Origin of the sequence: Caballeronia sp. LZ029, from assembly GCF_031451275.1 — a bacterium.
Classification (GTDB): domain Bacteria; phylum Pseudomonadota; class Gammaproteobacteria; order Burkholderiales; family Burkholderiaceae; genus Caballeronia; species Caballeronia jiangsuensis.
Genome location: NZ_JARUXO010000004.1, coordinates 764,685 through 784,298, shown reverse-complemented (window position 1 = coordinate 784,298; position 19,614 = coordinate 764,685). Strand labels below are relative to the sequence as shown.

The 19,614-nt window shown below is 63.3% G+C and carries 21 protein-coding genes; 4 read left to right on the top strand and 17 right to left on the bottom strand.

The features are described 5' to 3' along the window. The first annotated feature begins 56 nt into the window (after nt 1–56). Nucleotides 57–467: an HPF/RaiA family ribosome-associated protein gene (locus tag QCE73_RS29575; RefSeq protein ID WP_309884716.1), complete on the top strand. Its 411-nt coding sequence runs from the start codon at nt 57–59 to the stop codon at nt 465–467. 38 nt (nt 468–505) lie between these two features. Here QCE73_RS29575 and QCE73_RS29570 read toward each other — a convergent pair whose 3' ends face one another. The 3 genes from QCE73_RS29570 to QCE73_RS29560 all read right to left on the bottom strand — a co-directional run bounded on the left by QCE73_RS29570 (nt 506) and on the right by QCE73_RS29560 (nt 2,706). Next, nucleotides 506–1,771, bottom strand: coding sequence for a hypothetical protein (locus QCE73_RS29570; protein WP_309884715.1), 1,266 nt, complete (start codon nt 1,769–1,771; stop codon nt 506–508). A gap of 276 nt (nt 1,772–2,047) precedes the next feature. Next, entirely contained in the window at nt 2,048–2,470 is a 423-nt protein-coding gene (locus tag QCE73_RS29565; protein ID WP_309884714.1) for a DUF3574 domain-containing protein, read from the bottom strand. Further along, the gene (locus QCE73_RS29560) at nt 2,467–2,706 is read right to left on the bottom strand and encodes a hypothetical protein (RefSeq protein ID WP_309884713.1); all 240 of its coding nucleotides are present in this window, start codon (nt 2,704–2,706) and stop codon (nt 2,467–2,469) included. Before QCE73_RS29560 ends, QCE73_RS29565 begins: the two co-directional genes overlap by 4 nt. A gap of 253 nt (nt 2,707–2,959) precedes the next feature. Between QCE73_RS29560 and QCE73_RS29555 the strand changes: the two genes are divergently transcribed. After that, complete coding sequence (locus QCE73_RS29555; RefSeq protein ID WP_309884712.1) at nt 2,960–3,964, top strand: hypothetical protein; 1,005 nt, start codon at nt 2,960–2,962, stop codon at nt 3,962–3,964. A 4-nt stretch (nt 3,965–3,968) separates the two neighbouring features. Here QCE73_RS29555 and QCE73_RS29550 read toward each other — a convergent pair whose 3' ends face one another. The 8 genes from QCE73_RS29550 to QCE73_RS29515 form a co-directional block, all read right to left on the bottom strand. Beyond that, nucleotides 3,969–6,356 (bottom strand): DNA polymerase II, encoded by a 2,388-nt coding sequence (locus QCE73_RS29550; protein WP_309884711.1) that lies wholly within the window; start codon nt 6,354–6,356, stop codon nt 3,969–3,971. A 161-nt stretch (nt 6,357–6,517) separates the two neighbouring features. Further along, on the bottom strand, nt 6,518–7,180 hold the full coding sequence (gene flhC, locus QCE73_RS29545; RefSeq protein ID WP_035501929.1) for a flagellar transcriptional regulator FlhC: 663 nt from the start codon (nt 7,178–7,180) through the stop codon (nt 6,518–6,520). Nucleotides 7,181–7,198: 18 nt separating this feature from the next. Beyond that, nucleotides 7,199–7,516: a flagellar transcriptional regulator FlhD gene (gene flhD, locus QCE73_RS29540; RefSeq protein ID WP_014250878.1), complete on the bottom strand. Its 318-nt coding sequence runs from the start codon at nt 7,514–7,516 to the stop codon at nt 7,199–7,201. Between the two features lie 527 nt (nt 7,517–8,043). Then, nucleotides 8,044–9,132 carry a purine nucleoside permease gene (locus tag QCE73_RS29535; protein ID WP_309884710.1) on the bottom strand — a complete coding sequence of 363 codons (1,089 nt, stop codon included), beginning with the start codon at nt 9,130–9,132 and terminating at the stop codon, nt 8,044–8,046. Between the two features lie 86 nt (nt 9,133–9,218). Continuing rightward, nucleotides 9,219–11,774, bottom strand: coding sequence for a mechanosensitive ion channel domain-containing protein (locus QCE73_RS29530; protein WP_309884709.1), 2,556 nt, complete (start codon nt 11,772–11,774; stop codon nt 9,219–9,221). A 154-nt stretch (nt 11,775–11,928) separates the two neighbouring features. Then, nucleotides 11,929–12,855, bottom strand: coding sequence for a cation diffusion facilitator family transporter (locus QCE73_RS29525; protein WP_309884708.1), 927 nt, complete (start codon nt 12,853–12,855; stop codon nt 11,929–11,931). An 18-nt stretch (nt 12,856–12,873) separates the two neighbouring features. Further along, complete coding sequence (gene selD, locus QCE73_RS29520) at nt 12,874–13,920, bottom strand: selenide, water dikinase SelD (protein WP_309884707.1); 1,047 nt, start codon at nt 13,918–13,920, stop codon at nt 12,874–12,876. Nucleotides 13,921–13,960: 40 nt separating this feature from the next. Continuing rightward, on the bottom strand, nt 13,961–14,521 hold the full coding sequence (locus QCE73_RS29515) for a putative glycolipid-binding domain-containing protein (RefSeq protein ID WP_309884706.1): 561 nt from the start codon (nt 14,519–14,521) through the stop codon (nt 13,961–13,963). A gap of 217 nt (nt 14,522–14,738) precedes the next feature. On the opposite strand from QCE73_RS29515, the gene QCE73_RS29510 reads away from it, so the two are divergent. Then, nucleotides 14,739–15,161 (top strand): BspC domain-containing protein, encoded by a 423-nt coding sequence (locus QCE73_RS29510; protein ID WP_035501934.1) that lies wholly within the window; start codon nt 14,739–14,741, stop codon nt 15,159–15,161. A gap of 12 nt (nt 15,162–15,173) precedes the next feature. Here the strand turns inward: QCE73_RS29510 and QCE73_RS29505 are convergent, their stop codons facing one another. Then, nucleotides 15,174–15,698 (bottom strand): Rrf2 family transcriptional regulator, encoded by a 525-nt coding sequence (locus QCE73_RS29505; RefSeq protein ID WP_035501936.1) that lies wholly within the window; start codon nt 15,696–15,698, stop codon nt 15,174–15,176. Nucleotides 15,699–16,103: 405 nt separating this feature from the next. Here QCE73_RS29505 and QCE73_RS29500 point away from each other — a divergent pair, with 405 nt between their 5' ends. Then, nucleotides 16,104–16,325: a hypothetical protein gene (locus tag QCE73_RS29500; RefSeq protein WP_309884705.1), complete on the top strand. Its 222-nt coding sequence runs from the start codon at nt 16,104–16,106 to the stop codon at nt 16,323–16,325. A gap of 67 nt (nt 16,326–16,392) precedes the next feature. Here the strand turns inward: QCE73_RS29500 and QCE73_RS29495 are convergent, their stop codons facing one another. The 5 genes from QCE73_RS29495 to QCE73_RS29475 all read right to left on the bottom strand — a co-directional run bounded on the left by QCE73_RS29495 (nt 16,393) and on the right by QCE73_RS29475 (nt 19,558). Then, nucleotides 16,393–17,184 (bottom strand): anti-sigma factor, encoded by a 792-nt coding sequence (locus QCE73_RS29495; RefSeq protein WP_309884704.1) that lies wholly within the window; start codon nt 17,182–17,184, stop codon nt 16,393–16,395. Further along, nucleotides 17,181–17,705: an RNA polymerase sigma factor gene (locus QCE73_RS29490; protein WP_035501939.1), complete on the bottom strand. Its 525-nt coding sequence runs from the start codon at nt 17,703–17,705 to the stop codon at nt 17,181–17,183. Before QCE73_RS29490 ends, QCE73_RS29495 begins: the two co-directional genes overlap by 4 nt. Before the next feature lie 46 nt (nt 17,706–17,751). Continuing rightward, complete coding sequence (locus tag QCE73_RS29485) at nt 17,752–17,892, bottom strand: hypothetical protein (protein ID WP_187606338.1); 141 nt, start codon at nt 17,890–17,892, stop codon at nt 17,752–17,754. Between the two features lie 99 nt (nt 17,893–17,991). Next, nucleotides 17,992–18,372, bottom strand: coding sequence for a hypothetical protein (locus QCE73_RS29480; protein ID WP_187606339.1), 381 nt, complete (start codon nt 18,370–18,372; stop codon nt 17,992–17,994). 187 nt (nt 18,373–18,559) lie between these two features. Continuing rightward, nucleotides 18,560–19,558: an AraC family transcriptional regulator gene (locus tag QCE73_RS29475; RefSeq protein ID WP_187606340.1), complete on the bottom strand. Its 999-nt coding sequence runs from the start codon at nt 19,556–19,558 to the stop codon at nt 18,560–18,562. Nucleotides 19,559–19,614: the final 56 nt, after the last annotated feature.

Sequence of the window (19,614 nt, the reverse complement as noted above, 5' to 3'; positions counted from 1 at the left end):
TTTTTCGCAACGCGCTCACGCCTTACGCTGATCCCATGTTCAACGAGGAGGCGTCAATGAAAGTCCTGTTCAAGTCCCGCGATCCCGAAGCCATTGCGATGCACGAACTCGCGAAGGCGCGCAGCGAATTCGTCTTTCGACGCCTCGCGTGGCTGATCTCGAAGGCGACTGTCAGCTTGTCCGACATCAACGGGCCGCGCGGCGGCGTCGACAAGCGCTGTCAGGTGGAAGTGCAGTTGAATCGGGAAAACAAGGTCGTGGCGACGTCGATCGCGCGCGACTGGCGCGGAGCAATCGACCTCGCGCTCGCTCGCGCCGTGCGCTCGCTGGTGCGCCGGCGTGAGCACGTCAAGCCGACGCGCCGCGTCCGTGCACGCGGCTTTGCGTGGGATCTCGCGCCGGAGCCGGCGCTACAGGAGGCGGTGGACCCGCGCGCGCGTCTCATGAGGAAGATGGCCGGCGCGTAACGCGAACTTCGGGTGGCATCAGCGGCGCGCTGTGCCGCTCATTCGATGGCTTCGAAACCGCCGTCCGGCACGGCGTTCATCGACATATACAAGGTCCGCATCTCGGTGCTCAGGCCGTGGAAGTGGCACAGGAACGTGTTCCGGTCCGCGTAGTACCACGGCGTGTTGAGCTCCCTGAAGCTCACGAGTTCGGCTGAGTCCATTTCGGGGCACAGGCCGTGTGCGATCAGTCGCTCAAGGAAGACATACTGGTCGCCCTGACTCGAGAACGTGTACTTGACGTCCTCGATCTCACGCACCTTCGCGAGCACGTCATCGAGTGCGCGGGCGTTTTCTTCCGTGTTGCGAAAGCCCATCACGCCCGAATTGAAACGCCAGCCGCAAATGTCCGCGGTCAGCACGCGCTCGCGTCCTTCGATGAACGTCTCGAGTTTCACGGTCTGATTCATCGCGATGATGTCCGCGTCCATCCAGAAGACCCAGTCGTGCAGCGGCAGGTACTTCTGGAGCAGGAACGGTTTGGCCCAGTTGCCACAAGCGTCGCGCCCGAAGTCCGGCGGCACGTCACGGTGCACGTGGAGCGTATAGCCATGCCGCTCGCAATAGGCGCGCAAACTCGCTTCACCGTAACGCGCATAGCTCGCGATGTTCGGCGTGTAGAGCATCACGACCGCGATTGAGCGTCCCGGCTGATACGTGAAAATCGGCTCGTTGGAATCGTTCGACAGCGGCGCCGCGCTGTCGAACACGCGCAGCTCGCCCGACGCGTGGCACGCATTCAGATGGCGTGCGAACATCGCGCGCCACAGCGGGCCGCACTTGCTGTAAAGACGCGGCGTATAGACGAGCGAGACGGCAACGACTTCCCTGCCGCGCAGATCCGGATGCTGGCCCGACCACATCGACGCGATCGGCACCACGCCGTTCAGATCGTCCCAGTCGGGCACGGTCGGCATATCGTCGAGCAAGGCTTCCTCGGTGACGAAATCGCCGTAATCGTAGTACTCACGGCAGCGCGCGGCGAATCCTCGCGCGATGCGCCGGTTCTCTTCCGTGTTTCTCAGCACGAACATTTCGGTGTTGACGCCGAAATGTCCTTTGGTCCACAGCACATCGCGGCCGGTCATGATCGGCTCGAAGTCGTGAAAGCGCACGAACAGTGCGTTTTCCGTCGCGAAGATGACCAGTTCGCCCTCGTCCGCTTCGCGCAGCATGTCGCTCACGAGCTGATATTTGTAGAGCGTGCGCAGCTCGATCGAATCGACGCAGCTCGACACCGCCTCGAAGCGATGTCTCACATTCATGCGGCGACAATATTCATCGTGGTTGTCGCGCGATGATGTTGCGTTGCGATCGGAGAAAAAGCTGACCAGAGTGACCATGGCGTTTGAGAAGCGAAAAGATGGAAATAGGGGAAAAGACACGCAGACCGGCCGCACACATGAAGCGTCCGAGCATATCTGGCCCCGTCCGTGGATTTGTAAATTATTGATGCAGCCACGCTGCTCGACGCTAGGAATCGGCCGATTTTTGAGAAGTTTCTACGGAGATTCCGAGCAGTCGCGTGGTGCGAAGTCGAACTAGAAAGACGCGCAGGCCGTGTGCCGCACGCGCAGCGTCGATTCCTGCTCGAAGCGCGCGCGATAGTGCTCGCGAATTTCGCCGATGGCCTTGTCGCTCGCTTCGTCGTCGGGATGGGCGAGGCTCAGCACCCAGGTCGGCTCGTGCACCATCGAGCCATCCGCCGCGCGCCATTGCCCGCTCGCGCGCCATGTCGTGAAGCCTTGCGGGAAGCGCGGCGTGACTTCGGTGCGCAGGAAGTCGTCGAATTCCGCGGGCGTGACGAAATCCACCGGCTTCGCGGTGCCGAAATAGATGAGGTCATTCACGACGCGCTGTTCGCCCGTCGCGCACGTTTCATTAATCAGCGTCGTACAGGACGAAACAAGCGGCGCGAGCATCAGCAGCGAGATCGTTCGATATGTCGCGCGCGATGCCTTCAACCCGACACCGCGACGCGCGGCTCGCGCACCGACAGGCGGCCGTCGAGTTCCGCCTTGCCGCATTCGATCGCGTAGTTCGCGGCGGCCTGGGCCGTCGGAAACGCGCGAAGCGGTCCGATCGCGCGCCGCACGCCGCCGGGCCGCTCGATCAAGAGCGTCGCCGCGAATTGTCCGGACACGTGCCGGACGATGACCGAAAGCTCACAGCCTCGATATTCGATTGGAGTGGAGTCCATCACTGACCTCGCTTGCTCGATTTCACTGGAATGAAATCAATCTACGCAAGCTGGACGAAAGACGTAACCCCGCGTGTGAGTGGCTGCGAACGTAGGCCGAGCGATTGTCGGTCGCGGCAAACGCGCAAACGTTTGACTTCGGGATCGACGTAAATAGGAATGACTCAGATTTCTGCGCGAATCTTCTTATGTCTGTATCCTGCTCGAACAGGACCATACGAAAGATGCCGGACTTTCGAATCCGACTTCGCCGATGACAACCTCCAGGAAAGCACGATTTTGCCGAACCGCCGCGCGCGTGATCGCCTGCGCAACACTCGCCATTGCGACGAGAGCGGCGCACGCCCAGGAATTTTCTTTCCTCGCCGGCGCGCTCAGAAGCGGCAGCCAGAACACCTATTCCTGGGAAGCCAACTATCGCGAAGGACTCGGGCGCTATGCCGCCTGGAGTTTTTCGTGGCTCAACGAAGGCCATATCCCCGATCATCATCGTGACGGGCAGTCGGTGCAGATCTGGGGGCGCCTGCCGCTCTGGAACGACCGGCTGGAACTGTCGGCGGGCGCGGGGCCGTATCGCTATTTCGATACGAGCCAGGCGCAGGCCGGTGGCGAATATTCGAACACGCACGGCTGGGGCGGCATGTTCACGCTGCGCGCAGCGTATTACTTCGATAACCGCTGGATCGCGGAGATGAAGCTCAATCGCGTGCAGGCGTTCGGCGGCCCCGACACGACCGCGCTGCTCTTCGGCATCGGCTATCAACTCGACGCGCCCGAAGGACGCGGATCGCGCGCGCGCCCCGTGCCGCGCACGACGAACGTCACGAACAACGAAGTCACCGTGATGCTCGGCACGACGATCCTGAACAGCCTCGACTCTGAAACGAATCTGGCGGAAAGCATCGAGTATCGGCGCGGACTATGGCATTACATCGATTTCACCGCCTCGTATCTGCATGAAGGCGGGCATGTGCAGTCGCGTCGCGACGGTCTCGCCGCTCAGATTTGGGCGACACGCGCGTTCTTCGACGACAAATTAACTCTAGGCGTCGGCGCGGGACCGTATCTGTCGATCACGCAAAACGACGACCTCCCGCAAAACCGTACCGGCGACGGCCGCTTCTCGGGCCTTGTTTCGGTATCGGCGAGTTACCGGCTCACGAATCGATGGCTCGCGCGCGTGACGTGGAACCGCATGGTCACGCGTTATGACCGCGATGCGGACATCATCGAGGCGGGTTTCGGCGTGCGCTTTTAACGGATTAAAACAGCTCTTTCTGGCCGGACATCAGCGCGGTGAAGTCGTCGCGCAGGAACGGCAGGATGCCGTCCGCGACCGGCTGAAGCTGTTTGCTCACGTAGTGCTCGTAATCGATCGGCGCGTGCCGCGCTTCCACCGGCTCGGGACCGGCCGTCGTCATCACATAGCTGATCCAGCCGCCGTTCTGATATTGCAGCGGGCGACCGGCGCGCGCGTTGTATTCATCGGCGATGCGCGCGGCGCGCACGTGCGGCGGGACGTTGCGCTGATAGTCGCCGAGCGTGCGCCGCAACCGCTTGCGATACACGAGCAGTTCGTCGAGTTCGCCGCGCCGCGTGCTGCCGACGTAATCGCGCACATACGCCTCATACGTCTCGCCCTTGAAAACGCGCATGTAAAGCTCGCGCTGGAAGCGCTGCGCGAGCGGCGTCCAGTCGGTGCGCACCGTTTCGAGCCCTTTGTAGATGATTTCCTCGCTGCCGTCGACGCGCGTCGTCAGTCCTGCGTAACGTTTCTTGCTGCCCTCTTCCGTGCCGCGGATCGTCGGCATCAGGAAGCGTTTGAAATGCGTTTCGAATTGCAGTTCGAGTGCGCTGTCGAGTTCGAACGTCTCGCGCAGATACTCGCGCCAGTATTCGTTCACATGCGCGACGAGCGCGCGGCCGATACGCGCCGCGTCTTCTTCATCGCGCGCGCGCCGCAGCCACACGAAGGTCGAATCGGTGTCGCCGTAAATCACGCTGTATCCGCGCGCTTCGATCAGCTCGCGCGTGCGATGCATGATTTCATGACCGCGCATCGTGATCGACGACGCGAGACGCGGATCGAAGAAGCGACAGCCGCTCGATCCCAGCACGCCGTAGAACGAGTTCATGATGATCTTCAGCGCCTGCGACAGCGGCTTGTTGTGCTGGCGCTTCGCCGCTTCGCGCCCTTCCCACACTTGCGCGACGATCGCGGGCAGGCAGTGCGTGTCGCGTGAAAAGCGAGCGCCGCGAAAACCCGGCACGGTGTCGGCATCGTCCGGCGTGGCGATGCCTTGCGCGAGCCCGGCCGGATCGATCAGAAACGTACGGATGATCGACGGATACAGGCTCTTGTAGTCGAGCACGAGCACGGAATCGTAGAGTCCGGGACGCGAGTCCATCACGAAGCCGCCGGGGCTCGCTTCCTCCGGCACATCGCCGAGATTCGGCGCGACATAGCCGAGCCGATGCATCCGCGGCATATAAAGATGCGTGAACGCCGCAACCGAGCCGCCGCTGCGATCGGCCTGCAAGCCGGTGACGGTCGCGCGTTCGAGCAGAAATGACAACAGTTCGGTCTTCTCGAAGACTTTCGTGACCAGTTCGCAGTCGTTCAGGTTGTAACGGGCGAGCGCGGGCTTGTCTTCCTGAAAGCGCCGCTCGATCTCGTCCATGCGCGCGTAGGGACTGTCGATCGCCTTGCCTTCGCCCAGCAGCGACTGCGCGACATATTCCAGGCTGAACGACGGAAAATTCCACGTCGCGGAGCGCAGCGCCTCGATGCCGTCGATCACGAGCCTTCCCGCGATCGAGACGAAGAAGTGATTGCGCTTCATGCCATGCTCGCGCCATTCGACCGCGCTGCCGTCGCGGCCGAGCGTGAGGGGCACGCCGTAGTCGTCGGCGTGCCGCTGGAGGATGCGCAGGTCGAACTGCACGACATTCCAGCCGATGATCGCGTCCGGATCGTAGTGCGCGATCCACGCGTTGAAACGACGCAGCATGTCGGCGCGGCTTTCGCAATAATCGAGCGCGAAATCGGTTTGCTCTTCCACGCCATTCGGCGAACCGAGCATATAGACCTGGCGCGCGCCGCAGCCTTCGAGCGCGATCGAATAGAGATCGCCTTTCGCGCTGGTTTCGATATCGAGCGACACGACTTTCAGCGATGGCCGGTAATCCGGCGCGGGCTTCAGTTCGCTGGAAATGTAACCGTCACCGGCGACGCCTTCGAACGACGCCGGCGCCGTGATGAACCGCTCCATCAGATAGCGCTCATGCGGACGGATATCGGCTTCGAAGACATCGACGCCCGCGCTTCTCAGGTTCTTTTCGAGCGCGAGCAACTGGCGATATTGCGGGCAATAGAGGCCGAGCACGGGCTTCTGGCGAAAATCCCTGAGCGGCAGCTCGCGCAGATACGCGTCGCGCACACCGGCGACGATCGGCTCGGCCTTCGCGCGATCTTCCACGCGAATGAACGCGACGCTCGTCTGCAAAGCGATGCGGATTTTTTTCGGGCCGTCGTCGGTGGCGAGCCAGAAATCGACTTCCGTCCCGGCCGCGGTGTCGCGCCAGTGACGAGTCAGCAGAAAACCCTGTTGTGCGGAAGCCAAGCCGGTACCTTCGAGAGCGCGTGCCATCGAAGCATTTTACTTGGGCGCAAAACAAAAGAGCCCGGCGCATCGAGGTGCGCCGGGCTCGGGAATTCGGGAAAAGAAAAAAGTAAAACACGGTAGCGGCAAGCCGGTCATCCACCATCCTCGCGGACAGTCCCCGGAGGATGGCCGGCGGCCGCTACCGCCTAAGCAGCCTGTGCGACCAGGCTCGCCCGTTGCGGCTGCAACGCCGCTACGTTACCGAGTGCCGTGTGCTCCGCATGCTCCGGCACTTCGTTCTTCGACATCACTACCTCCAGCGCGGCTTCTTGACTGGCCTGTCTTGCGGCCGCCGCTTTCTTGGTCTTCCCCGCGCGTGACGGCGGCTGGCAGGCCCCGCACACCACGTTGTTCTGCAAATCATGTTTGTGTGCGACGAACTTCCCGGTGCAGCGGCAGCAAGGTGTCATCTGCAGCATGCCCGCGTCGAAGAAGCGCACAAGAGTCCAGGCCCGCGTAAGGTCGAGTACCGCCTCGGCACCGCTATGGTTACAGTGCTCGAGATACAGCCGATACCCTTTGGTCAACGCATCGAGATGCGAACAGCCAGCTTCGTTCTTCAGGAACGTATAGGTGTTATAGAAAAGCGATGCGTGGATATTGGCGAGCCACGTCATATACCAGTCGGCCGAGAACGGCAGCATGCCCTTCGGCGGCGATACGCCCTTTACTTCGCGATAAAGGCGGATCATGCGATCGCGCGAGAGCGTGAGTTCGCTCTCCAGCACTTGCATGCGCGCGCCGAGCTCGATCAGCGCGATGGCGCGGAACACTTCCTGGGCGTCTTCGGTGAGGCTCTTCTTCAGCATGGCTCGCTCCGTCATCACTTAAGCGAACTGTTCGGCCGGCTGGCCAGCCAGCAGGATTGCCGCGTGCGTCGGCGCGATGTCCGCGTTCTTCGCGGGTTGCGTCAAGGCCGACAGCATCGTGTGATCGTTGAAGCGGAATGCGCAAAGCAGGTTATCCGACGACGCGAGCTTGACGACCTGTGCGAGCGTGAGGCCCGACAGCAGATCGGCGAGTTCCGCCGACAGACCGAGCCGGAACATGCCGATGGCCCGGTCCTCGCGCAACAGACGCTGCGCGAGCATGATGTAAGACAAGTTGATTTCCCGGATCGATTCCAGCGTTTCGCGACCGTTCATGGTTGCAACTTCCAGTAAATCCCCGAATTTCCCGCCGGCTTTTTGCCGATATCTTTTTTGTGCCTCACCGGACTCGTTCTGCCCGGCTACGTACTGCGTAATCTTTGTTTCAGTGCGTTACATCTTGTAACAACCACTGTGAGACGGATTCTAAGTACGGTCTGAATCTAAAGCAAGGGTGTCTCAATAATATTTTGTTGCAAACAACATTTTCGATCGGTAATTTTTTCGGTCTGGCAAATTCAGCCGAATTTAGCGCGCACGCTCTATTCTTCTTATGTTTGCGGCGCTTAATCGGGGCGGCTTGGTTTTAGTCGGAATAATTGCGTGCCGCCAGCAATAACGGGGGATTGCGGGAATCGGTTGACGTCGGTAGCAGCTATTTTTGGGGTGATTCATCTGATGATAAACCCGAAAAATAGCGGTCAAAACGCTCTTTACCGATTCCCCAATTGTTGGGTAATAATTACTTCTACCTTGTTACGTCCATGTTACGGCGCGTGTTACGCGGTTTGTAACCTCGCTTGTTACCTTTGCGGGACAGCTTTACTCCACGCGTCCCAATGTGTAACAACCTCCTGCACAAAAGGATTCCCAGTCCGGTACAGGTTTTCGAGGGCCGGCGCAAAGCCGCCCTGCTCCGCGTAATTGAGCAGATTGTCGACGGCCGGCTGGCCCTTGTACGGGCGATCGAAATCGGAACCCGCGCGCAGCACGGCCACGCGCGCCAAATCCACCCGCTGCACACTCGCCGCCCGCTTGAGCGCCTCGTAGGTCGCGTTGTCCTCTTGTTGCGTCGTGCAGTACACGCCGCGACCGTCGGTCAGAAGCCGCGTCCATGCGCGCGCCCGCTCGCCGATGTATTTGCCCGACCACCACGTATCGCCCGCGAGCGTGTCGCACTGGATCACGCGTGGCGGCCGGTTGGCCGGCGCGTAGTTGAATTTTTTGCGCGCGGCTTTGGCCTGGTCGCTGTCGGCGAGCGCGACGTTGCGCGAGATCGCGTAGGCCGTGTCGGCGAGCGTCGCGTTGAGCGCGAAGACTTCCGTGCGATAGTCGGGCGCCGGCTTGTCGTTCGGCCCCTTCGTGTTGATGCCGATGAATCCGCTCGGCCAGCGGGCCGGCTTCTCGCGCGCGTCGAGCTCCCATTGCGGGCCGAAATCGACGAGATACTTGGCCCACGCCGCCGAGCCGACCGTGCCCTGCGCCGGATCGATGCCCGCGATGCCCGCGATCAGAAAGTACGTGTGGCGCAAGTCGAAGCGGTCGGAGAACGCGAGCGCCATCGTCGACGCGGCCGCGTTCGTGTGGCCCATGCCGGTCGTGACGACGCACACATCGTCGCGGTTGCAATGTACGTCGGGGTAATCCGGCGACAGTCCGGCCACCTTGATCGCGTCCCACGGGCCGAGTTTGTCGAGCCACACTTTGCCTTCGGGCGCGAACATCGTGACGATCATGACCTTGACCGCGCGCACGCTGCTCGCGCTATCGGACGCGCGCGGCGCGGATGCGCATCCCGCGAGGCCCGATGCGCCCACGGCGATCGTCATGGCGACGACCGCGCGCCCCAGTCCGTTCGATGTCTTTTTCGATTCCGATGCGGCGACTCTCATGGCAGGCGTGATCCTCGTAAAAGTTCGACCTTCGAAAAAAATCGCGCCCGTCAGAGGGCGCGATTCAGGGCCGAACGATTATAGGATCACGTGCCGCTTTGCGAGGTCCGCGGCGGCGGCGCATTCGATGCGACGTTCGCCGAGCCCGCCGCCTCGCTCGTCGGATGCTGCGCGGCCTTCGACGGCTCGCCGCGCTGATCCGCGCCCGCTTCGTCCGCGTCCTGAACGCCTTCCGGATTGCCTTCCGCATTCCCGCCGTTGACGATCACGAAATTGCGCTGCGGATTCGCGATCTCGATGCCGCGCGCCGTGAACTCGTTGAGAATGCGTCGGTTGAACTCGCGCTGCACCGGCCAGCGCGCGCTGTCGCGGCACTGGATCTGGCCGGCGAGCGTGACGGTCGAACCGTCGACGGCATCGACGCCCCAGAAGCTGAAGTCGGACAGAATGCCGTCGCGGAAGGCTTCGTCCTCGCGCAGCGCCGCGCCGATTTCCTTCAGCGTGGAGATCGCGCGATCGACGTCCTGGCCGAGCGCGATCGACACGCGCACGGCCGCATTGCCGATGCCGCGATTCGTGTTATTCACCGTCGATACCGAACTGAACGGCACCGTGTAGAGCGAGCCGTCGCCGCCGCGCAGACGCACCGTGCGGATCGACAGATACTCGACCGTGCCCGACACGCCCGCGAGCGTCACCCAGTCGCCGACCTGCATCGCGTTTTCCATCAGCAGGAAGATGCCGGTGATGAGATCCTGCACGAGCTTTTGCGAGCCGAAGCCGAGCGCCACGCCGAAGATGCTCGCGCTCGCGAGCAGCGGCGCCGTGTTCACGCCGATCTCGGAGAGGCCCGTCAAAACGACGACCATCGCGATCACGATGAAGAGGCCGGAGCGCATCATCGGCAGCAGCGTGCGCAGGCGCGCGGCCCGCAGACGCTCGCCGCTCGCGGTCCATTGTTCGAGCCGCTGCTCGACGACGATGTTCGCCGCCTCCCACACCAGCACGGCGAACACGGCCGCGACCACGATGGTGAGAAACGCCGACGCGAGCCGGTTGCCGACGCCGCCCGAGGTGAAGAAATGCAGGATGTTCACGTGCCACACTTCGAGCAGCGCGACCACCGTGACGACCGAAATCAGCGCCTGCACGATACGCCGCAACGCCGGGTAATAGCGATAGGCGCGGCGGCGCACGATGGAATCGGTCGTGAGATCGTCCTCGTCACTGTGATGAAACACGCGCCCGAGCGCACCGAACGCGACGATCGCCAGCACGCGCGCGCCGACCAGCACGAGCAGCGACACGCCGCCCAGATGGAACAGCGTTCGATAGCCGTTCTGCACGTCGAGCGCCCACACGAACCACAGCGCGATCACGAAAAAGATCGCGACGCCCGCCCAGACATCGGCGACCCAGTTGCCGAAGAGCCTCACCGAGCGATTCGTCCGCGCCTGCTCGCGGATACGCTCGGCCACCGACGTGCGGCTCTGGAAGATCACGAACGCGATCATCAGATGCACGATCAGCAGAACGATCTTCAGGATCGCGATGCGCGCATCGGCGGACAGACCGAGCGGCTCGGCCGCATTGGCGAGCGCGATGCCGGCGCCCGCGATGGACACGATGCGCTGCACCCAGCGATGCAGATAGATCGCGTAGAAGTCGCGAATCTGGATGAGGCGCAGGCCGGGTGCACGCGGCGCGAGGAAAAATCCGCTCACGATCACGATCGCGCGGCAGACCAGATAGACGTCGATGAGCGAACCCGCGACGCGCGCTTCGGGCGTGTTGTCGTCGATGAAAATCGACATGAGCAACGTGACGACACCGATGAAAACGACGAGCGGAACCAGCGAAAGAAAGCCGTACAGAAGCGCGCTCGGCAGACGCTGCAACAGCGTCCAGTGACGCGCGGCGTGACGCTGGCCGCGCGCCGTATCTGCCTTGCGCTCGGCCAGATGCATGGCGGTCTCGTCGCCGCTGCGCGCCGCGGCGTCCTCCGCACGCTCGGCCGCGCGTTGCTCGCGCACGAGATCGGGGTCCTGCTCCTCGGCATCGGCGACGCCGCGTGCCGCGATCCGCGCACGCGGCCGCTTCAGCAGGCGCAGGCACAGGAATTCGAGCAGTAGCGCGGGAACGAGCGACGCCAGCACGGTCCACACGACATGGCCGACGAGCGCACGCGCATCCGCGCTCGAGGTCCGGTCGCGCCACCACGAAACGACGGAGCCGAAATCGAGCAGCGCCACGGTCGAATGCCGCAGCCCCGCGCCGATCTGCACGAGCCAGTGCCCTGCCTGTCGCGACAGTTGCGATGCGAGACCGTTCGCGGTCAGCGAATGGGCCAGCACGCTCGACGCGCCCGATGCCGGCGCAGCCGCCGATGCGGCCTGCGGCGCGCTTGCGGGCGCGGCCAGCGCGCCTGCCGCGGCGATGGCGCGCAGCGTATCGGCAACCTGCGAGCGGCGCGCGGGATCGTTGAGCACCGAGAGCGCATCGCGCGCCTGCTGCGGCGTCAGCGCGACGCCCGCTTGCGACGCGTGCTGCGCGGAATCGGCAGCGGCGAAGGATGATTGGGGAAAGATCGGAAGAACGCTCGACACGACGACGAGCAGTACTGCTAGGAGCAATTTGCGCATAGGTCGGATGAAGATCACGAAATGTCAGGGACTCGATGCGGACGACGCGCACCACGTATGTTAACGCGGTGCCGTCGATACGGCAGAAGCGGTCCTGAACGACCCTTTTTTCGGTAGCACGCGGCGCTCCTGCCCCGTCGTGCCCTTCGTGACCTTACAACGCCGCCGGCTCGCCGCGATCGCGTGCGATATCGGGTTCGAAGAACACCCAGCGCACTTGCGGAAACGCATGCTGGAGATCGTCTTCGATGACGTTGATCGCATCGATCATCGCGCGGCCGCTCGCGTAGTCGATCATCTCGGCCTGCACCGCGACGACGACATGCTTGCCCCATTGCAGCGTGATGAGGCTGATGATGCGCGTGATCTCGGGACGCGCGCGCAGATGCGCGTCGATCGCCTTGCGCACTTCCGGGCTCGCGGATTCGCCGACGATCATCGACTTCACTTCGCGCGCGACGAGAAACGCGATGATCATCAGCAGCACGCCGACGCCGATGGAACCGGCGGCGTCGTATGCTGGATTGCCGGTGAGCATCGTCATCAGCACGGCGGCGAACGCGATAGCGAGGCCGAGCAACGCCGCGACATCCTCGCCCGCGACCACGAGCAGTTCCGATTCGCGCGTCTCGCGGAACCATCGCCACAAGGTCTTGTCGGGCGCGCCCTTGCGGATTTCGCGGATCGCGCCCGCGAGCGAGAACGCTTCGAGCACGACCGAGATGCCGAGAATCACGAGCGCGACGATCGGATTCGACAAGGGCTCGTGATGCATCAGCCGATGCGCGCCCTCGTACACCGAGAATACGCCGCCGACGAAGAACAGCAGCAGCGCGACGATCAGCGCGTAGAAATAGATCTCGCGCCCCGAGCCGAGCGGATGCAGCGCATTCGCAGGCGCCTGCGCGCGCTTCAAGCCGAAGAGAAGCAGCAGTTGATTGCCGCAATCGGCGGTGGAATGGATGGCTTCGGCGAACATCGCGCCGGAGCCGGTGAAGGCCGCCGCGCCGAACTTGCAGACGGCGATGCCGAAGTTCGCGGCAAGCGCGTAGAAAATGGCTTTCGGGGATTCTTCCTTCATGCGCTCTTTTTTATTGGTTCAGATCACGTCGACGCGGCCTGCGCCGTCCACCATTTCACCGATGACCGTCGCATCGTCGAAGCCGTCCGCGCGGAAGATCGCGAGCACGTCGTTCACCGCTTCCGGCGCGCACGACACGAGCAGGCCGCCCGAAGTCTGCGGATCGGTGAGCAAGGTGCGGGCCTCGTCGCCTTCGATGTTCAAGATGATTTCATCGCCGTATGCGTTCCAGTTGCGTCCCGATGCGCCCGTGAAGATGCCCGCGCGCACGAACTCGCGCACCTGCGGCAACCAAGGCAAGTCGGCGTAGCGGATGCGCGCCGTGAGCTTCGCGCCGCGTGCGAGTTCGAGCGTGTGACCGAGCAGGCCGAAGCCGGTGACGTCGGTGAGCGCATGGACGCCGTCGAGTTGCGCGAGATCGGCGCCGGGCCGGTTGAGCTTGGTCGTCGCGTCGATCATCGCCTTGTAGCCGGCGGCATCGAGCTGGTCCTTCTTCAGCGCCGCCGACAGCACGCCGACGCCGAGCGGCTTGCCGAGTACGAGCACGTCGCCCGCGCGCGCGGCCGCGTTGCGCTTCACGCGCGACGGATGCACGATGCCGAGCGCGGCGAGTCCGTAGATCGGCTCGACGGAATCGATCGAATGGCCGCCCGCGACCGGAATGCCCGCTTCCGCGCAAACCGCTTCGCCGCCTTTCAGCACTTGCGCGATGACCTCGTGCGGCAACACGTTGATCGGCATGCCGACGAGCGCGAGCGCGAGAATCGGTTTGCCGCCCATCGCGTAGACATCGGAAAGCGCGTTGGTCGCGGCGATGCGGCCGAAGTCGAACGGATCGTCGACGATCGGCATGAAGAAGTCGGTCGTCGCGACAATGGCCTGCTCGTCGTTGAGCTTGTAGACGGCGGCATCGTCGGCGGTGTCGTTGCCGACGAGCAGATCGGGAAACGTCGGCAACGGCGTGGCGCGCTTGAGCAAGTCGGCCAGCACGCCGGGCGCGATCTTGCAGCCGCAGCCGCCGCCGTGGGAAAGGCTCGTGAGACGGGGTGAAGTCGTATCGTTCATCGTTCGGATCTCGGATCGGGGCAAGCAAAGAACCGCATTATTACGCGACGCGCTTGTAGAGTCCGGGATAGTCGAGCACGAGGCCGCTTTCGTCGACGGTGATATCGGCCGTGAAGCCCGTGTCGAGCCCTTCGTAACGATAGCGATGATTCGGCTCCAGGCACGTGTACGCCTGCTCGACCGCGCTCACGCTCAACTCCGGCACGCGCACATAGACGACGCGGATCACGCGGCGCTCGCCGCGCGCGAGTTGCAGACGGCGAATCGGCAGCGTATTGGTGAACGGTGTCGCGGTGATGTCCACGTCGATGCAGCCGTGAAGCCGCTCTTGCGCCTCGCCGTTCGCGTCGGTCCACACATGCGCGTCACCGTTGTTGCCGTCTCTGCGATGCAGATCGAGCGCTGCGCCGCCCGCGAGCTTCAGCGCGAGACGCGTGACCTGCCAGCGTGCATCGCATTCGATGCGATAGACGAGGCCGAACGCATGCGTCTCGTCCTCGCCCACGACCGCGCTCTCGACTACGACGCCATCCTGCGCCTCGTTCAGAACGAGATGTTCGAGCCCTGTGCCGTCCTGTTGCGACCATCGCACTGCTTTCATCGCGCACCTCGTCGGTGTGTTGTGTTCGTCCCCATCGAAGGATACAACGCGCCGCGCAATGCTTTCGATCAGCATTCGAAATGCGCGATAAGCTCGACGTCACAAAACGTCACACGGTATACTTCGCGCCATTCCTGCGCAGGCGCGCGCATCGCACTCACAGCGCCGTTCACGCGATCCGCGCTCTGCCCGAACGCCCCTTTCCATCGCCCATCGCATGAAGACCATTCTCGCTCCCGCATTGCTCGCGCTCGCGCTGTCGGCGTCGATGTTTCAGCTCGTCCAGGCGCAGGAAACGCCGGACCTGCCCGAAGATTATTCGTATCTGACGAAGCTCCACGTACCCGACGCCGTCGCGCAATGTGTCGCCGCATTCGACCGCTGGGTGGAGAACGCGCCGAAGTACGACACGCTCATCGTGCCCGACCGCCGCGTGCTCTCGGCGACAATCGACGACGATACTCCGATATTCAGTGTCGGCGACCCGATTCCGGTCGACAAGGTCATCGTGATGCGCGCGTTCGCGAAGGCGCGCGGCAAGGCGCAATGGACGCGCATGGACAGCCGTTGCGGCGTACGCGATGGCCACGTGGTCGGCGTTTCGCTCACGCCGAACATGAAGCCGAAGATCGTTCGCTGAGTTCGCGCGGCTCTAGTTTTTCGCCGCGCGCCGCTGGCTGGTGCGCTCGTCGAGCCACTTGACGACCTGCGGCCCGAACGTGCGCGGCGCTTTGGCATGTACGCGGCCCGCGAGATCCGCCAACCGATCCGCCGCGAGCGCCTCGCGCATGCGCTTCTCCGCGTTCTTCATCACCGCGTGGACGGCGCACACGCCGCTCGTCGCCCAAGGCGGCGCGTCGTCGCCGAACACCGCACAGCGCGCCCGAATCTCCCTGCAATCGAAAAGCGGCTTGTCGCCGTCGATCGCGTCGACGACATCGAGGACGCTGATTTCGCTCGACGGGCGCGCAAGCGCAAAGCCGCCGCGCGCCCCTTCCGTCGCGACGACGAGTCCCGCCTTGTGCAGCTTCGTGAAGAGCTTCGCGACGTACTCCGCGGGCACGCCCTGCAATTCCGCGAGGTCGCGCACGCTCGCCTCGCGCACGCCGTGCGGCGGCTCCGCGAGATAGAGCATGCAGTGCAGCGCGTACTCGACGCCCGTGCTGATGTGAGACATATACACTCCGACATTCCGAATCGGAGTTCAGGATAACGCTTCGTGCGTCCGCATGCAACGGCGAGACGCCCGACGCCATGCCTTTACAGCCGCCCGTCGCAAATATTTCAGATTACACGTTTGCTTACAAACGAACACGGCTTGTCATTTTGCGAACCGCTAAATTGGTTTCCATGGATTCACAGGGAGAAACCAATGAAGAAGCTAGCGATCCTTGCAGCGCTGGGCGTGTTGTTGAGTAGCGCGCTCTCGGGCTGCATCGTCGTGCCGGACGGTGGCGGGTATCACCATCATCACGATTACTACCGCGATTGACTCTCGCGCAACACGCACTGAACCAACACGAAACTGCTACCTCCTGACTCGCGGTTTCGACTGCAAGCAAACGATCAAGGAGCAAACATCATGATGAACAAGACGAAGAAGAGCCTGCTTGTCGCTTCCCTGGCCGCCGCACTCGGCATGGGCCTCACGAATGTCGCCTCCGCCGACATGCATCACAATCCGCCGCATCGTGTGTCGGTGGGCTGGCACGGCGAGCGTTACTGGGACGGTCATCGTTACTGGCAGCGCCAGGAATGGGAGCGCCATCATCATGTCGCGCCGCCGCATCATCGTTATTACTAAGCCGTTTCAGGCGTGAAAAAGGCCGCAGCGAAACCCATCGCTGCGGCCTTTTCGTTTGATCGCCGGTTCACCAGCTCTTCGGATCGCCGCCCAGCTCCTTGCATGTGTCATAAGCGATCGCCTGCAGCTTTTCCTCGCCGATCTGACCCGAGAGCGCGTAGCCGACGCGGTCCCAGGCCCAATAGAACGTCGTGCGCTGCCCGTCCTTGAGCGTTCTGATCTTGCTGTCGTTGCGCCGGATCGTCGCCGTCGTCATGTAGAGCGTGAGACGCTCGCCGGCCGCGTTCTGATACATGAACTGCGCGGCCGGGCCTTCCTCGTCGGGCAAAAGGCGGCCGCCGACGAGCTGAAAGCCGTATTCGGCCAGCGACGGAATCGTCACTGCGCGATTCAGCCGCTTCGACAGCCACGTCACGAGATGATCCTGTTGCGACGCCGCGACCTCCACCGCATGGCGCTGCTCGGGCGCGTACACGGCGTAGGCGATATCCGCGCGCTCCGCGAAACGCGGACTCTCGCCGATCGAAGGCAGGAGCATGTGCATCAGGAATCCGCACGCGACACCGACGACCAGAAAGCACGCCGCCATCAGATAACGCTCGCGCGCACGCGGCCGCAAGCGTACGACCTGCGGCTCGCTCTGATCGGCAAAGAGCGCGCGCAGCGCATTGTCCTGCGCGCGATAGGCGGCAACGGTGGCCTCGCTCGCGGGATCGGTCGCGATGTGTTCGGCAACGGCGTCGCGTTCGTCGCCGTGCAGTTCGTCGTCGATGAAGGCGGACAGCGCCTGCAGATCGCGATCGGGTTTGGGGGGACCCATACGGTCGCCGCCTTCGAACGGACGGTCTTGGCTGGTCATGATCGGCTCACCACTTTCAGTGACGACGGCGACGTCTTGCGGCCGGGTTCTTCGCCGAGCAGAACGCGCATATGCTCCCGCGCTCTCGACAAGCGCGACATCACGGTTCCGGTCGGCACGTTCAACACCACGGATGCCTCCTGATAACTCATTTCCTCGACACACACGAGCAGCATCACTTCACGCTGCTCGACCGGCAGACAATAAAGCGCGCGCTGCACGTCGCGCAGCACGAGACCGTCGACTTCGCCGCGCGGCGCGGCCATCTGCCGCCAGGGCGCGGTTTCATCGTCGACGGCGATATCGCGCCGTCCGCGCAACTGGTCGATATACAGGTTGCGCATGATCGTGAACAGCCACGCGCGCAAATTCGTGCCGTGATGGAACGATTTGGCGCGATTGAGCGCACGCTCGGTCGCGTCCTGCACGAGATCGTCGGCCCAGGCGCGGTCGCCCGTCAGCGCGCGCGCGTATCGGCGCAACTGCGGCAGCAGCGCGAGAAGATCGCTCTCGAAGCTCAAGGCCGTACGCCCGCGTGCGTGACGCAACCGTGAGAAGCGTTCGACATCAGTAGCTGCCTCCTCCGGCCGGCCCGCTAGGCGCGCCCGACGAATTCGGTGCACTTTGCGTGCCGCTCGCACAACCCGCCGCGCCGAGTGCGAGACCGAGCGCGATCAGGAGCGCCGTCACTCCGATCGTTCGTTTCATGATCGTTACCCGTTGATTTCATAGACCGGCGGGCCCGCCGATTTATTCCGCGAACCCGCCTCTCGCGATGTGTCTTTCAGACTGCGCGTCCGCAGAAGCTCAGGGCTTCACGACGTGCCAGACATCGCGGAAATTATCCCCGTTCTTGTCGCCGGGCTTCGTGTCCTTCGCGAAGCGATAGACGCGCTTGCCGTCGTAGGCCCACTGCTTGCCGCCGTCAGCGGCTTCCATGGTCCATTTGCCGCTCGCCTTGTCGGCGTCGGTCGCCATCGCCGCCGGCCACGCCTGCGCGCAGCCGCCGGTGCAGGCGCTCGCGCCGCCTTTGGTGTCCTTGTCGAAGGTATAGAGCGTCATGCCGTTTTCATCGACGAACATGCCGTTCGCTTCTTTCGGCGCCGCAGCATACGCGGATGAAGCAAGTGAAGCGAAAGCGGTGGCGACTGTTGCGGCAGCGGCGAACATCTGGATGCGCTTCTTCATTTCATCTTTCCTTTTTTGTAGAAGTATCCGTAGAACGTTCGGAAGCGCTGCACTATTCCGCGGACGATGAAATAAATCGATGCGGCAGCGCCGTCGCATCGCCAGTCGGCAATCCATTCAAGACCATTCGCGCGCGCCTTGCCAGAGGTTCATCGAAATTTCGTCGCCGGGATCGCGAAAACCGCGTTCAGGCGCCGACCGCGGCGGCGGTCGCGTCGCGCCAGCGGCGGGTGTCGCGCAACGGCGGCGCGCCGAAGAGCCGGCTGTATTCGCGGCTGAACTGCGAAGCGCTTTCATAGCCCACGCGATGCGCGGCCGTGGCGGCATCGACGATATCGAGCATCATCAGGCGGCGCGCCTCCTGGAGCCGCAACTGCTTCTGATATTGCAGCGGGCTCATCGCGGTGACAGCCTTGAAATGATGATGAAGCGACGACACGCTCATATGCACGTCGCGCGCGATATCCTCGACGCGCAACGGCTGGTCGAAATGCTGGCGCAGCAACTGGATGGCCTTCGCGATGCGCTGCGTCTGACTGTCCTGCAGCGCGATCTGCCGCAGGCGCGCGCCCGAGCCGTTCATCAGCAGGCGATAAAGAATCTCGCGCTTCACGAGCGGCGCCAGGATCGGCACGTCCTCGGGCGTGTCGACGAGGCGCAGGAGCCGCAGCACGGCGTCGAGCATCGAGTTGCCGAGGCGGTTCACGTAGAGACCGCGCGACGCGTCGGCCGACATCGCGGGCGGCAGGTTCTCGTCCTGGATCAGCGACGTGATTTCCTCGACGTCGAGTTCGAGCCGCATGCCGAGATAGGGCTCCGACTCGCTCGCGACAGACACCTGTCCGCACACGGGCAGATCCACCGACGACACCAGATAGTGCATCGGATCGTAGATATAGACTTCGTCGCCGACCATGAGACGCTTGCTGCCTTGCGCGATCAGCGCGAGCGCGGGCGTCTGGATGCCGTGCTTCGGCCCGCCCGGATTCATGATCCGATGCAGCGCGAGCCCCGGCACCGGCGTTTCGACCGAGCCTTCGCAACCGGCGGTGAAGCGGTCGAGCAGCGCGACGAGATCCAGCCGCGCCTGATCCAGCCCCGGATCGGGCGCGCCGTCGTGGCGTATTTCCTTTGCCTGGTCGTGACTGTCTTTTCCGGCGAGGCCGGGCGTGTCGTTCAGAGCCATGATTAAAGGACGATTTTCGGATGAGAGAGAGTCTGACTAGCTTACTCGCGCGGGCG

Excerpts from the sequence above, each read along its gene's own strand:
- QCE73_RS29500 (WP_309884705.1), top strand. The coding sequence starts at position 16,104 with ATGATGAACAAGACGAAGAAGAGCCTGCTTGTCGCTTCCCTGGCCGCC.
- QCE73_RS29485 (WP_187606338.1), bottom strand. The coding sequence starts at position 17,892 with ATGAAACGAACGATCGGAGTGACGGCGCTCCTGATCGCGCTCGGTCTC.
- QCE73_RS29505 (WP_035501936.1), bottom strand. The coding sequence starts at position 15,698 with ATGTCTCACATCAGCACGGGCGTCGAGTACGCGCTGCACTGCATGCTC.
- QCE73_RS29515 (WP_309884706.1), bottom strand. The coding sequence starts at position 14,521 with ATGAAAGCAGTGCGATGGTCGCAACAGGACGGCACAGGGCTCGAACAT.
- QCE73_RS29475 (WP_187606340.1), bottom strand. The coding sequence starts at position 19,558 with ATGGCTCTGAACGACACGCCCGGCCTCGCCGGAAAAGACAGTCACGAC.
- QCE73_RS29570 (WP_309884715.1), bottom strand. The coding sequence starts at position 1,771 with ATGAATGTGAGACATCGCTTCGAGGCGGTGTCGAGCTGCGTCGATTCG.
- QCE73_RS29510 (WP_035501934.1), top strand. The coding sequence starts at position 14,739 with ATGAAGACCATTCTCGCTCCCGCATTGCTCGCGCTCGCGCTGTCGGCG.
- QCE73_RS29495 (WP_309884704.1), bottom strand. The coding sequence starts at position 17,184 with ATGACCAGCCAAGACCGTCCGTTCGAAGGCGGCGACCGTATGGGTCCC.
- QCE73_RS29535 (WP_309884710.1), bottom strand. The coding sequence starts at position 9,132 with ATGAGAGTCGCCGCATCGGAATCGAAAAAGACATCGAACGGACTGGGG.
- flhD (WP_014250878.1), bottom strand. The coding sequence starts at position 7,516 with ATGAACGGTCGCGAAACGCTGGAATCGATCCGGGAAATCAACTTGTCT.
- QCE73_RS29550 (WP_309884711.1), bottom strand. The coding sequence starts at position 6,356 with ATGGCACGCGCTCTCGAAGGTACCGGCTTGGCTTCCGCACAACAGGGT.
- QCE73_RS29575 (WP_309884716.1), top strand. The coding sequence starts at position 57 with ATGAAAGTCCTGTTCAAGTCCCGCGATCCCGAAGCCATTGCGATGCAC.
- QCE73_RS29555 (WP_309884712.1), top strand. The coding sequence starts at position 2,960 with ATGACAACCTCCAGGAAAGCACGATTTTGCCGAACCGCCGCGCGCGTG.
- QCE73_RS29560 (WP_309884713.1), bottom strand. The coding sequence starts at position 2,706 with ATGGACTCCACTCCAATCGAATATCGAGGCTGTGAGCTTTCGGTCATC.
- QCE73_RS29480 (WP_187606339.1), bottom strand. The coding sequence starts at position 18,372 with ATGAAGAAGCGCATCCAGATGTTCGCCGCTGCCGCAACAGTCGCCACC.
- QCE73_RS29530 (WP_309884709.1), bottom strand. The coding sequence starts at position 11,774 with ATGCGCAAATTGCTCCTAGCAGTACTGCTCGTCGTCGTGTCGAGCGTT.
- flhC (WP_035501929.1), bottom strand. The coding sequence starts at position 7,180 with ATGCTGAAGAAGAGCCTCACCGAAGACGCCCAGGAAGTGTTCCGCGCC.
- selD (WP_309884707.1), bottom strand. The coding sequence starts at position 13,920 with ATGAACGATACGACTTCACCCCGTCTCACGAGCCTTTCCCACGGCGGC.
- QCE73_RS29525 (WP_309884708.1), bottom strand. The coding sequence starts at position 12,855 with ATGAAGGAAGAATCCCCGAAAGCCATTTTCTACGCGCTTGCCGCGAAC.